This window comes from Gottfriedia luciferensis, assembly GCF_001712755.1.
GTDB lineage: Bacteria > Bacillota > Bacilli > Bacillales > Bacillaceae_G > Gottfriedia > Gottfriedia luciferensis_B.
The window spans coordinates 188,035-202,177 of record NZ_MDKC01000001.1 but is presented as its reverse complement, the minus strand read 5'-3'; the positions used below and the strand labels follow the sequence as shown (position 1 = coordinate 202,177).

The following is a 14,143-nucleotide window of genomic DNA, read 5'->3' as shown; positions in this document are numbered from 1 at the left end:
GCATCTCCCCTATTATGATGTATTTTTTTAAACAATACCTTATACTGAAAAAACTCGCATCAAATGCGAGTATGTTTTTTTCAGTATGAATTATTAAGTTAATTAAAACAATCCTTTTGGACGACCTAATTCATCTACGTCCATATTTAATGCAGCTGGTTTTTTTGGTAAACCTGGCATTGTCATTACGTTACCTGTTAGTGCAACAATAAAACCTGCACCAATTGATGCTTTTAGTTCTCTTATTTCCACTTTAAAACCAGAAGGTCTTCCAACTAAACTTGGTTGGTCTGATAAAGAATATTGAGATTTTGCCATACAAATTGGCAGGTCGCCCCAACCATTCTCATTAAATTCCAAAATTTGTTTTTTTGCTTTTGGAGAAATATTCACTCCGTCTGCACCATAAACTTCTTTTGCAATTTTTTCTATTTTATTTTCAATTGAATCAGATAATTCATATAAATAATTAAACTTTTCTTTAGGATCTTTTAACATACTAACAAGAGATTCAGCTAGCTCAACGCCACCTTTACCACCATGTTCCCAAACTTCTGTTAAAACGATCTTAATGCCGTTATCTTGTCCCCACTGTTTTAATACACTTATTTCTTCTTCTGAGTCAGAAATAAATTTATTAATTGCTACAACAACAGGTACATTGAATTTGCGAACTGTTTCCACATGCTTTTCAAGATTTTGAATTCCATCTTTAACTGCTAAAGCGTTTTCATTAGTCAATTCATTTTTATTTACGCCACCATGCATTTTTAATGCTCTAATTGTAGCAACTATTACGACTGCATCAGGAGTAACACCTAAAGCTCTAGTTTTGATATTTAAGAATTTTTCTGCTCCTAAATCTGCACCAAAACCAGCTTCCGTTACAACATATTCCCCTAATTTCAGCGCCATTTTAGTTGCAATAACACTGTTACAACCATGAGCAATATTTGCAAATGGGCCACCATGAATAATTGCAGGAGTGTGTTCAATCGTTTGAACAAGATTTGGTTTAATTGCGTCTTTAAGTAATAATGCTAGTGCACCTTCCACTTTTAAATCTCCAACAGTTACTGGAGTTTTATGTATAGTATAAGCAACAACAATTCGTTTAAGTCTTTCTTTTAAGTCCTGAATTGATGTCGCTAAACAAAGAACTGCCATTATTTCAGAAGCAACCGTTATATCAAACCCATCTTCTCTTGGGACCCCACCAGATGGTCCACCTAAACCTACAACGACATTTCTTAATGCACGATCATTTAAATCGACTACTCTCTTCCAAGTAATTCTACGCACATCAATTTCAAGTTCATTTCCTTGATGAATATGATTATCAATAAATGCTGCTAAAGCATTATTCGTTGTAGTAATGGCATGAATATCACCGTTAAAATGCAAGTTAATATCATCCATCGGTAAAACTTGAGAATTGCCTCCTCCAGTTGCACCGCCTTTTACTCCCATTGTTGGCCCTAAAGAAGGTTCACGCAATGCTACGATTGCATTTTTGCCAATTTTGTAGAAAGCTTGTGCAAGTCCAACAGTGACCGTTGATTTCCCTTCACCAGCAGGAGTTGGATTTATTGAAGTAACTAAGATTAATTTACCATCTTCATTTTCGTTTAATCGGTCTAAAATTGATAATGACAATTTAGCTTTATAATGCCCATAGTTTTCAACTTCTTCATCAAAAAGATTTAAATTATCTGCAATTTCGTTTATTTTCTTCATTTCTGATTCAAAAGCGATTTCTAAATCTGACTTAACTTGACTCATTCGATCATCTCCAATTGCACTTCATTATAATCAAAATTATAGCACAATTTTACAAATTATTCATTTTTAAAAATTCAAAATTCTTCAATCATATCATTCAAAATTACTAATACTTTCTACTTATCAATGGAATTTAAAGTTACATACTAAAGATAAGGCATTAAAAGAAAGGAGTGTAATGAAATGTATCGTCATAAAAAGCATAAAGAACATAAACGTAATCACAATTTACCAAAGGATCAAAACGAAGAATATGGTGCAGAGTTTTATCCCACAAGGAATGTGTTTTATTCGGAAACAACTTCAGATAAATCGCATGCCTCTGGAATTGTAATTGGATACGTAGCTCTATTTTTTTCACTATTTTCGTTATTTTTAATGCCTGTTTTATTTGGAATTGTTGGAATTGCACTTGGAATATACTCAGTAACTAAAGGTCATTCCACTTTAGGATATACAGCAATTGGATTTGGATTATTTTCGGTAATTGTAACTATTTTCTATAATTTATTAATTGTCTTAAGTGCAATTCTTTAAGAATAGATTGAAAAAAGCAAAAAAAGACCTTTAAGGTCCTTTCAGATTTTGTACTCTATCTACACACTGAAAGAACCTTAAAGGTCCATTTTAATTCTCCGCAAACATTTCACTTACTCTTAGTTCATCATCTTCCAATTTTAAATTTTCTTTTCAGAAAGACAATCAATTCCTTTAAACTTGAACGACAGACCATTCGTCATCTTTCTTTGAATAAGTTAAATTTGCAATATGATTTGTAAGGTCACGATACTCTTCGACATTTTCTAAAATTTCATCTACACCAGAATAAAAATCAACTCGGAAAATAGGGATTTCGATTACTTTTCTATTTTCAACTCTTTCACTTAGATCAATTATTAATCCATCTTCCATTAAAGGATATAATGTCAACATTAATTTAATATTGATTGGATTAATTTGTTTTGAACGATTAAATATATTTAAACTTCTTCTCTGAAGTTGTGTAATTTTATAAGAAATGACATTACAAAGCATAAAGATAAAGTCATTAGTTCGTTTATAATAAACCTTTTGATACATTCCATCACTTATATTCATATATGCAAAAGAATTGTTTAATCTTGGTATAAAAGGTTTTTGTAATGGTTCTTTTTTGTGAGCAAGATACAGTAATTCTGCAATTTCTTTAGGCTCTAGCTCATCTAAATCTGCTAATTCTTCAAAATCGATCCAACATAGGTCATCATGTTCGCTATGTTCTAATATAAATTGATTGATATATTCTCTTTCAACATAATAAAAAGAGGAATTTAAATTAAATTCGGACCATTGAATATCGTGTTTTAGCAAAAGGATGTTTTGAAGAGGAAAAGGAAGTCCTTGAACAAACTCTTTATAATTTATGCCTGAAGTTATAAAGCAATGATTATGGTTATCACCATAAATATAGATAATCTCCTTTATTGAATCAATTCCCGCCAACGATATTGCCACCTTTAATTTTTTTCTTTATCATATCACACTTTATACTAAATTTATCATCAAAAATGATAAATTTAATTCTTTTTACCTAATATTTTTTTACATTTTTTACCAACTTTTCGCATGATCAACCTAAAAAATAATGTTAAACAGGAGGCCTACATAAAGATGTAGTTTTTGTTTGAATTGGTTCTTTCGAAACAGAGCGAATACTCCATTCACCGTCATCGTTTGAGAAATTAAATTTAACAAGAGTATAAGGTGGTTGTTGATCTTGTTTATATGCAATTAATTGAATTGTTGCCCCGAAGACATATGTACCATTATATTTCTTTTTTATATTTGTTATTGTCGCACAATTATATTGTTCTCCTGGACCGAACATTTTATATAAGCGGTTATTTATACTAGGAAAAAGAATTGATAACACTGCATCTTCTAATACTTCATTTTGTACCGCAATTGCATTTACCGGTTTTGATGTCGCTATTAAGCACAATAATAGTACGATAATAAATCCTCTTTTCATTTCTAATCCTCCATCTTAAGGTTTTAACAAATTTCTTACTATCTATTGTTTACAATTTACTGATGGTTATGAAAGAGAGTTTAAATGAGGCTTGGGATAGGAGTTTTATGGAATAAGGAAAAAAGAAAGACCATGAAAAGTTTTTTCTTTTCGTGGTCTTCTTTTTATCTTTTAACTATGTTATTGATGATCCCAATAGTATTTACTTAAGATATCTGAGAGCAAGTCAATTGTTCTATAAAGTTCTGGTAATGTATTATCGACCCCTCCTACTTCGATTAATATTGAGTGTGGTGATAAATCTTGGTTATAAACGCCATTTCCTTGTTTATAGTTTTTACTAAATATCCCTCTTGTTAAACCTTTGTTAAATTTCATAATTTCACTATTTAAATCTTTAGCTAACGCTAAGTTCTTTCTATAATTTTTGTTTTCTACTCCAACGATAAAGTATAGCTTTGCGTATTTTTGCCCATTAATCTCAGTAGTTGTCACATTTTTTCTTTGATCATCACGATGTATGTCAATAAGATAATTTAGATCTTGATCTTGAGAAAGCGCATCTTGTACAACCAGTCTAGACATTTTATATGAACTTCCCCAATTCCAATTTCTTTTCGTTAATTCGGCTCCAATATTTGTTTTATCATCAATCGCACCGATTCCATTTGCTTCTAAATTCTTTTTCAATCGATCACCTAATAAGCTTACATTTACTTTTGGAGAAGAAGCTTGATTTGGCGACTTTGCACCCGGGATTAAAGGTAAAAATGATTCCCAGCTATGTGTGTGGTAAATAAAAAAGACATCTTTTCCATTTGTAGTTTTTGATGGTGGGTTTGTTGGATTTTTAATTGGTTCATTAACTGGATCTTTAACAGTTGGATTTTGGTTAATTTCGTCAAGTGTTAAGCTTGATTCTATTGGAAGATTCGTAAAATCAATGCCTTCTCCAGCAACTAGGATATTATTTTCGAATTTTGTCATACTAGATATTTCATGCACTAATAAACTTTTTGGATCGTACAGTCTAATATTTGTAATAAATGAAAAAAGTATATTACCGATAGGTTGTCCATTTTTAGTAGAGTCGTCACCTACCCTAAAATGACCATTTTCATATTCAAACGCTTTAATAAATCCTTCATAACTCATTTTTTCAAACCATTGATGCACATAATATGATTTAGTATTTTTCATTGATGTCACAAATAAACTCGCTAACAAAAATAATAAGACAATGCCTACAAAGACACTTGCCGTTACACGTTTAAGATTAATAGATTTTATATATATTGATTGTCTCATTAAATCACCTCTAATAAAACGTATGTACAAGCCCTATAAAATAGAATGAAAAAATTATTAAATACTATTAATTACTCTTCATATATAGCCGAGTGTTATTAGAATATTAAATTGTTCGACACTTCATCATTTTTAATCCACACTCATTTATGAATTTTATTAGAACTTTAATTAGTAAAAAAAGAGATGCCGTAAAAGACACCTCAAAAAAAAGTTCATAATTCAATTAGTGTAAAAGCTCTTTTTTCAATAAATTACATATTATTATTATTGTTGCAACGATTGAATACTGTGAACGGATTTACAACACAACTATTTCTTGCAGCTTCTAATTGAGTTTCACAAAATGAGTTTGTTGCTGGCGATACCATACTGTTATTCATATTTCTATTTCTTCTACATCCACTACGTCTATTATTATTCATATTTCTGTTTTCGTTTCTATTTTCATTCATATTTCTGTTTTCATTCATGTTTCTGTTTTCATTCATGTTTCTGTTTTCATTCATGTTTCTGTTTCTATTTCTGTTATGGCTATTATTCATATTTTCACTCATTACTCTGTCATTGTCATTATTTCTATGACAATCACATTCATTACATGGTCTACGAACTTCAACAAACTCTCTCATATCTCTTACTGGAGATACTTCTTCTCTTTCTTCTCTTCTACGATTGCAACCACAAAATCCCCACATTTAAGAACACCTCTATAATTATTTATTGTACATTTATAACATACGTAGAAATTTAAATATTGAATGTGTACATGTCTAGATATGAACAAGTTTTTTATATTATTTTTCTATTTTTACTGTCATTTCGGTAAATGAAATTTTAAAAATAGTTTTTTTTATAAGATTTTGTTAGTTGTTTATCCTAAAAATAAAAAAAAAATGAGCCATTTAGGCTCATTTTACTTGTTACGGTATACATACGCATCTTTTGGTGGTTGTATTTCCTTAATATTAGTGACATCTAAATAAGGAATGTTTACTTTAAATGGTTGATAGTACATTTGTTGTATATTACCAGTAGCTTCAATCCATTGATCATTTTTTAACGTTTGTCCATTAGGCAAATCAATTAGCACACCATATACACCAGAATCGGCAACACAGTGAATAATTCCAAATCTAAATAAGAAAACCTGATTTTTTTTCAATCCCTTCTCATGATAGATAAAGCCTTTATAGGTCAATTGCTTTCCTAAATATTTTCCAGGCTCATCATATAAAACTTCCATTCCTTTAAGAAAGTCATAATCATTTAGGACAATGCTTTTTTTATTTATATATTCTTTTGATTCTTGTTTAATTAATTTTTGATATCCTTCTTGCCCATAGTAAATACTTAAATCAGGCTTTAAATACTGCCTTTGCATAAAAGGATCATTATTACCCGGTTCTGAAACAGGGAAATGAAACCCTTTTGCTTGTACAATCGTAGAGTCCAAAGTTGCAACTGGTAAAAATATACCGGTAAACAATGGAAAGATGAATACTAAGCCATTTAAAAACTTTTTAAAACCCTTAGCTTCTTTATGAACATGTCCATGTACACAAGTATGATCACAATTATGATCATGATGGTGGTTATGGTTATGGTCGTGGTCATGATCGTGGTCATGATCGTGGCTATGCTCTTCATCTTCATCATGATTAGTTCTTAACGTATGAATTACTTGAATTAAAGTTAGAAATGCAAATAATATCCCCGCTGTCAGAGATAAATAAGAGTATTTCATATTAATATATTTTGAGATCGTACCTTTAATATGCAATTGCATTAAAAAGAAGGTAAATCCTAATAGTACATATGCTCTTGCCATATTGATTCTCCCTTAAATGAATAATGTTGTGAAAAACGTTAATACAATAACTAATCCAATAATTATGAATACATATCGACTTTTGAAATGTTGGAATAACATTAATGTATTTTTTATGTCGATCATTGGACCAATAACCATAAACGCAACGATTGAGTTTAAAGAAAACGTACTTTGAAATGAAGATGCTACGAATGCATCAGCCTCAGAGCAAAGAGATAAAATAAACGCTAATGCCATCATTACTAGAATACTAGCAACTTGTCCATTACCTATATGCATTAATGTTGAAGTTGGAATAAATGTTTGTACGAACGCTGCAATAAATGCACCTAAAATTAAAAACTTACCCATAGAGAAAAATTCTTCTATAGCATGTACACAAACACTCCATAATTTTTTCCTAACAGGAATAGTATGATCAACTGGAATTGTAACTAAATCGTGTTTTAATGGATTCTCAATTTTTAAATATGATAATACGATTCCTATTATATAAGCAATGATCATAGCAGCTCCAGCACGATAAATAACCATTTCAATATTATTACCAAATGCAATAAATGTTGCAAACAGTACAATTGGGTTAATGATTGGCCCTGTTAACATGAACGCGACCGCTACATAGTGTGGCACACCTTTTTTGATCAACCTACTTACAATTGGTACAATTCCGCACTCACAACCTGGGAAAATAAATCCCAATAAAATAGCTACTAATACTGCTAGATATCTATTTTTTGGTATTATCTTATATAACATTTCCTCAGTAATAAATATTTGAATGATCCCCGATATAAACACACCAATTAATATAAATGGCAATGCTTCTACTACAATCGAAATAAAGATCGTATTCATTTGTAAAAACGAATGATAAAAATTCGTACTCATAATCTCTCTCCCATGTACTTTTAAAAATGAAAACTCACAAAACCTCCGAATGACCGGCGGCTTTGTGAGTTAAAAGTACCTTTTTTTCCAAAATATTAATGCAATTGTAGTTGATAATATTGCAGATATACCTATTACGATTGGAAACGCATGTGGAATATTTGCTAATGGGATATGATCAACGTTCATCCCATAAAAACTAGAAACCATTGTTGGAATTGATAAAATAATTGTAATAGAAGTTAAAAATTTCATTACAATATTTAAATTATTTGAGATAACTGAAGCAAATGTATTCATCATTCCACTTAAGATATTACTATATACTTCTGCCATCTCTATAGCCTGTTTATTTTCAATAATTACATCTTCTAATAAATCTTCATCATCTTCATACATTTTTAAAATATTCCCTTTAAGGATTTTTTGCATGACAATTTTATTCGATTTTAATGAAGTCGTAAAATAAACAAGACTTTTTTCAAGGTTCAGCATTGTAAATAACTCTTGGTTTCTCGTAGATTGATGTAATTCGGCTTCAATTTCATTTGTTTTGCGATTAATTTGTTTAAGATAACGTAAATAATATGATGATGTCGTATGCAATAGTTGAAGTGCAAATCTAGTCTTTTTAAACGTAAAAAATCCTTTTACTTTTTGGTAAATAAATCTTTCAAAAATCGGATTTTCACTTAAACAAATTGTTACAAACGTGTGAGATGAAATAATCATCCCGATTGGTATTGTATCAAAAATTGTGTGCCCATTATCATCATGAGCTACAATTGGAATATCAACAATAATTAGAGTGTGTTCCCCTTCAACCTCTATCCTTGAACGTTCTTCATCATCAAGTGGGTCTTTAATAAAATCTAAATCTAAGTCTAATTTTTGAACTAGATATTGAATTTCTTGTTCTGTTGGATTGATCGCATTGATCCAACAACCTTTCTCAATAACATCGACTTGATTTAGTTTCCCTTGTGCATCTGAAAGATAAAAATTTAGCATCTTAATTCACCTCTAATTCTAAAACAAAAACTACACAATAATAGCATACGAAACATTTTTATATGTTTCAACCTTTATTAAAAAGAAAGTCCATTTTCTAATAATCAAACGCTTGGTGTAGCTATTTTAGTGAGCATTTATACTATTCACAAATAAAGAAAAAGGCCACTTATAGTGACCTATTTTTTAGTATCCGCTTTTATAAAAATAATGCATATCACTTAACTCATCAATGTATTGATAAACTTCTAACTGACTTTGTAATTGTTCTTTTGTATGTAATGAATAATCTTCCGTATTCAATTGATTTTGAACAGTTGAAAGAGTATTTGATAAATCAGATTTTAATGCATCATACGACATAGAATACATAAAATTCATCCTTCCAATTGAAATTTATCATATTATATGTAATATAATGTAAAACAAATCATATTTATTTTATTTTCTACCTTTTGCCACTAATTTTTTTATTAAAAAATATACAACAAATAGGGCGATCGCTATAATAATTAGCATTGGGGTATATGGAGCTAAAACAGATTTAGCAGTTTCCCAGTTTTTACCTAATTTCTCACCAATTTTGATAAATAGGATCGACCAAGGAATGATTGCAAGAACTGTATATAGTGTAAATTTACTTATCGGCATCTTTGCTAATCCCGCTGGAATCGAAATGGCATGTCTAACAACTGGAATAAAGCGAGCCGTAAATACTACTCCAACGCCATATTTTGAAAACCATTTTTCGGCTAAATCAAGATGATGCTTATTAATTAGAATATATTTACCATATTTTTCAATAATTGGTCGACCACCAAAATAACCTAACCAATATAAAAATAATTGTGCAATAGTTCCCCCGATTACACCTGCTACCAAGGCACCTGCAAAATTTATATGCCCTCCGGCTACAAGATAACCAGCATATGCTAAAACAATCTCACTCGGAATAACCTCTATCATTAATCCTAATGCTACTCCTAAATATCCTAATGATGCAAAAAATTCTAATATTTGATGTATGATATTTGTCAATAGGATCCCCCTCTCAAAAACAACTTGTACTACAATGATAATACATAGCAAGATAAAATATGTCAAAATAAAGAAATACTCAGGTGAAAGTATTATTTCATATAAAAAAGGCTGTCCAAGTCAGTGACCTGACATTAGAACAGCCTTTTATCATTTCTTAATTATTTAATTACAACGTTTTTGTAAGTGTAATCTGGTCCGAATGCATGCTCAATTAATCCAGTTACTTTTGGCTTCATAACGTATGCAATAGCACGTTGGTAAATTGGAAGAATTGCAGCATTGTCTTGTACTAAGATTTTCTCTGCTTGTAAGAATGCATCAGAACGTTTAGTTGGATCTAATAAGAACTCAGAACCAGCTTGTGAGATTAACTTATCATACTCTTTGTTAGAGAATCCCATTTGGTTGAATGGGCTTTGACTAGTCCACATATCGAAGTATGTCATTGGGTCTTTGTAGTCTGGACCCCATCCGCCGAATGAGATGTCATAATCTTTCTTAGAGTTTAAGTCTAATTGTTGTGCAAATGGAACTGATTTAATGTTAATTTTTAAACCTGGTAAGTTTTTAGTGAATTCACCTTGTAGGTACTCACTGATTTTTTTGTTAGTTTCAGTATCAGAACCTAATAATTCGATTGAAACATCTTTCTTACCGATTTCTTTTAATCCTTGTTCCCATAATGTTTTAGCATCAGCTGGATCGTATTTTACAAGTTGTCCAGAAGCATCACGGAAGTCTTTACCATTAGCATCTAAGAAGTTACTTGGAGCTAAACCGTATAAAGGTACTGAACCGTTATTTAAGATTACGCTAGTGATTGCTTCACGGTCAAATGCTTCGTTTAAAGCTTTACGGATGTTAACGTTTTTAAGAGCTGGATTTTTCGATTCGTTTACACGTAAGAAGAATACAGTTGGCTCTTTAGTTGTTCCGTAGTCAGGGCTAGATTTATATTTGTCAACAAACTCTGCAGTTAAACCAGCACGGTCAACATCACCAGACTCATATAAGTTAACGCCAGTTTGTGGGTCTTTTACGATTTTAAAGTTAACTTCTTTTAATGTTACGTCTTTAGCATCATAGTAGTCAGGGTTTTTAACTAACTTGTAGCTTTCATCATGTTTCCACTCAGATAATTCGAATGGACCATTGAAAATTAAATTAGCTGCTTCTAAACCGTAGTTTTTACCTTGAGATTCAACATATTTTTGATTTAAAGGAAAGAATGTTGGGAACGTTACTAAAGAATCAAAATATGGAATAGCTTTTGCTAATTTAACTTCTAAAGTTTTATCATCAACAGCTTTAACTCCTAATTGATCAACTGGTTTTTTACCAGTAGTAACATCTTCACCGTTTTGTAATACATTCAACATGAATGCATACTCAGATGCATTTTTAGGATCTGCAGCACGTTTCCATCCGTAAACGAAGTCTCCTGCAGTTACAGGGTCACCATTAGACCATTTAGCATCACGTAAGTGGAATGTATAAGTTAAACCATCAGCTGATTTATCAAAAGATTCTGCCATACCTGGTTGTACAGCATCATCTTTACCTAACGTGTTTAAACCTTCCATAATGTTACCTAAAACGTTGAAAGATTCAGCATCTGTACTAGTACTTGAATCTAAACTTGGTAGTTCAGCTCCGCCTAGTAAGTTTAATACTTGTGGTTTTGCTTTTGCTGTTTCTTTTTTACCTTCATTTGATTTGTCTGAGTTACATGCAGTTAAAAGCATGCTCACAGCAACAGATAAAGATAGAAAATACGATACCTTCTTTTTCATTAGATTGCCTCCCCAAAATTAAACAATTAGACTTAAAAACTATTAAAATATTCAAATAATTTACATTATCCGAATAGTTAATAACCTTTAACTTAATTCTTATTTTACATACTTTTTTGAAAATATCAACAAAAAATCGACATTTTTTTCAAAAAAATTAATAAATTTAAATAAATCTTTACTTTTTTGTAATTAAAAACTACATTTTGACGTCTTTTTTTGCATATTAAATCAAAACTATTAATAATAGCCCCAATTTCAATAAATGATTAAAGTTGGACAAATATGTCTACTTTTTAGTTAAATCATATTTTTCCATTTTAATTTTTTTCAAGTCCAATATTAATCTGTACTTAGCTAAAAAAGTGATCCGCCTGAACACCTTTTAACATTCACTTTTAATTTCAGACTTATTCACTTAATAAAGAAAATATAATTTTCAGTTTAAAACTAAATTTCTAAAAAAAGAGAAGGGTTGTCCCTTCTCTTTACAGTGTAAATTATTATTTTTCGTTAGATGCCCACTTGTAAGAGAAATCTCCGCCAAATTTGTGCGCAATAATCCCTTTAACTGAATCTTTTTGTAAATATGCACGGCCACGTTGGTAAATTGGTGAAATACCAGCCTCATCCATAATTACTTTTTCAGCTTCTACCATATCATCCCAACGTTTTTGAGGGTCTGCTTCTTTCTTAGCAGCAGCTACAAGCTCATCATATTTTGGATTGTTGTATGCCATTTCATTGAATGGACTGTTAGATATGAACATATCAATGAATGTCATTGGATCTGGATAGTCCGGACCCCAACCTGAGAATGAGAAGTCGTAGTCTAATTTTTTCTCGTTATCAAGTTTGATTTCAAACGGTTGTGGAGCTACCGTAATTTTTAAACCAGGTAAATTCTTCTCAAGCTCACCAGCTACATACTCAGCAGCTTTTTTGCGAGTAGTATCATCATATGAAAGCATTTTTAACTCAAATGTATCTTTACCAAGTTCTTTCTTAGCTTCAGCCCATAACTTTTTAGCTTCTTCAACATTATATTTATTGAAATCGCCGTTATGGTCACGGAAGTCTTTAGAATCTGGTCCTTTTACCCACTCAGAAGGTACTAACCAATAAGCTGGTTTAGAACCATCATTTAAAATTGAAGATGTAATAGCTGATTTATCATAAGCTAAATCAAATGCTTTACGAGCTTTAGCGTTTTTAAAGATTGGTAGTTTTTCATTGAAACGGAAGAATACTAAACGAGCATCTAATTGAGTTTTGTATTCAGGGTCATTTTTATATTTATCAACATACTCAGAATCAAGCATTACTTTATCAATATCGCCGTTTTCATATAGGTTAACTGCAGCAGAAGTATCTTTAACTACATTGTATTTAATTTCATCTAACTTAACTGAATCCTTGTCCCAATATTTTGGATTCTTCTTTAATGTAAAGCTTTGCTCATGCTTCCACTCACTTAAAGTAAACGGACCATTGTATAATTGAGTATTTGCTTCTAAACCATATTGATTTCCTTTAGACTCAACCCACTTTTGGTTTTCTGGTAAGTATGTCCCAAAAGTAGTTAATTGTAAGAAATAAGGAGTTGGTTGTTCTAGCGTTACTTGTAAAGTTTTATCATCTAGTGCTTTCACACCTAATTGGTCTTTTGGCATTTTACCATTGAAAATTGCTTCAGCATTTTTCACATAGTATAAAATGAATGAATATTCAGATGCAGTTTTTGGATCTACAGCACGTTGCCAACCATAAACGAAATCATTAGCAGTTACAGGCTCACCATTTGACCATTGTGTATCACGTAAATGGAATGTATATGTTAGACCATCTTTACTAACTTCAACCGAATCTTTCTTAGCAACTCCGTCTACTACTTCGTCACCCTCTCCTAAACGAAGTAAACCTTCATTTACATTGTCTAAAACTTCAAATGACATTGAATCAGTAGTTTTTGCTGAATCCATTGAAGGAATCTCAGTAGTTGTAGTTAACCTTAACGTTTGCTTCTTATCCTTCTGTGAGTTAGTTGCTGTTTTTTCTGTGTCTTTGCCACAAGCTGCTAGTACCGTACTTAGTACCAATAAACTTGAAACAGTTGTTGCTAATCTACGCTTCATTAGAGCACCTCCATATATTAGTGATTTATCATTTTATAATTTACTTATTTTTCTGAAAAATCACTTTTTACTTTTTCAATATACTACATATTTTTCAGAAAAAAAAGTATTTTTTTAATATTTAATTTATTTTTTATTAAATTCCCCCAAATTCCTAGTTCAATTATCATATTTTTTATTAATATTAGTGTAGTGCAATATGATTGTAATACTATTCACATATTTTATCGGCGCAAAATACGACAATTTTCAAAAGACTTTATGTCGATTCTAGAAACATTTTATGAACTTAATTATTAGATTCCATTATTACTAAATTTTGGGTTATAATATAACT

At 30.8% G+C, this 14,143-nt stretch carries 13 protein-coding genes; 1 reads left to right on the top strand and 12 read right to left on the bottom strand.

Going from position 1 to position 14,143, the window contains the following annotated elements; genetic code table 11:
* Window positions 1–102: 102 nt before the first annotated feature.
* Entirely contained in the window at window positions 103–1,782 is a 1,680-nt protein-coding gene (locus BED47_RS01105; protein WP_069031978.1) for a formate--tetrahydrofolate ligase, read from the bottom strand.
* 183 nt (window positions 1,783–1,965) lie between these two features.
* Between BED47_RS01105 and BED47_RS01100 the strand changes: the two genes are divergently transcribed.
* A complete protein-coding gene (locus BED47_RS01100) occupies window positions 1,966–2,319 on the top strand; it encodes a hypothetical protein (RefSeq protein WP_069031977.1) in 354 nt (117 codons plus the stop codon).
* A 174-nt stretch (window positions 2,320–2,493) separates the two neighbouring features.
* Here BED47_RS01100 and BED47_RS01095 read toward each other — a convergent pair whose 3' ends face one another.
* The 11 genes from BED47_RS01095 to BED47_RS01045 form a co-directional block, all read right to left on the bottom strand.
* Window positions 2,494–3,264, bottom strand: coding sequence for a hypothetical protein (locus BED47_RS01095; RefSeq protein WP_069031976.1), 771 nt, complete (start codon window positions 3,262–3,264; stop codon window positions 2,494–2,496).
* Between the two features lie 145 nt (window positions 3,265–3,409).
* Window positions 3,410–3,793 carry a DUF3888 domain-containing protein gene (locus BED47_RS01090; RefSeq protein WP_069031975.1) on the bottom strand — a complete coding sequence of 128 codons (384 nt, stop codon included), beginning with the start codon at window positions 3,791–3,793 and terminating at the stop codon, window positions 3,410–3,412.
* A 180-nt stretch (window positions 3,794–3,973) separates the two neighbouring features.
* Window positions 3,974–5,101 carry a stage II sporulation protein P gene (gene spoIIP, locus BED47_RS01085; protein WP_069031974.1) on the bottom strand — a complete coding sequence of 376 codons (1,128 nt, stop codon included), beginning with the start codon at window positions 5,099–5,101 and terminating at the stop codon, window positions 3,974–3,976.
* A 254-nt stretch (window positions 5,102–5,355) separates the two neighbouring features.
* Window positions 5,356–5,799 carry a hypothetical protein gene (locus tag BED47_RS23390; protein ID WP_069031973.1) on the bottom strand — a complete coding sequence of 148 codons (444 nt, stop codon included), beginning with the start codon at window positions 5,797–5,799 and terminating at the stop codon, window positions 5,356–5,358.
* 218 nt (window positions 5,800–6,017) lie between these two features.
* Window positions 6,018–6,932, bottom strand: coding sequence for a TIGR03943 family putative permease subunit (locus tag BED47_RS01075; protein WP_069031972.1), 915 nt, complete (start codon window positions 6,930–6,932; stop codon window positions 6,018–6,020).
* Window positions 6,933–6,944: 12 nt separating this feature from the next.
* Complete coding sequence (locus tag BED47_RS01070) at window positions 6,945–7,826, bottom strand: permease (RefSeq protein WP_069031971.1); 882 nt, start codon at window positions 7,824–7,826, stop codon at window positions 6,945–6,947.
* Between the two features lie 69 nt (window positions 7,827–7,895).
* Entirely contained in the window at window positions 7,896–8,837 is a 942-nt protein-coding gene (locus BED47_RS01065; RefSeq protein WP_056466477.1) for a magnesium transporter CorA family protein, read from the bottom strand.
* A 186-nt stretch (window positions 8,838–9,023) separates the two neighbouring features.
* Window positions 9,024–9,209 carry a hypothetical protein gene (locus BED47_RS01060; RefSeq protein WP_069031970.1) on the bottom strand — a complete coding sequence of 62 codons (186 nt, stop codon included), beginning with the start codon at window positions 9,207–9,209 and terminating at the stop codon, window positions 9,024–9,026.
* Window positions 9,210–9,278: 69 nt separating this feature from the next.
* The gene (locus BED47_RS01055) at window positions 9,279–9,881 is read right to left on the bottom strand and encodes a DedA family protein (protein ID WP_069032254.1); all 603 of its coding nucleotides are present in this window, start codon (window positions 9,879–9,881) and stop codon (window positions 9,279–9,281) included.
* A 155-nt stretch (window positions 9,882–10,036) separates the two neighbouring features.
* Window positions 10,037–11,671 (bottom strand): peptide ABC transporter substrate-binding protein, encoded by a 1,635-nt coding sequence (locus tag BED47_RS01050; protein WP_069031969.1) that lies wholly within the window; start codon window positions 11,669–11,671, stop codon window positions 10,037–10,039.
* Between the two features lie 503 nt (window positions 11,672–12,174).
* The gene (locus BED47_RS01045; protein WP_069031968.1) at window positions 12,175–13,806 is read right to left on the bottom strand and encodes a peptide ABC transporter substrate-binding protein; all 1,632 of its coding nucleotides are present in this window, start codon (window positions 13,804–13,806) and stop codon (window positions 12,175–12,177) included.
* Window positions 13,807–14,143: the final 337 nt, after the last annotated feature.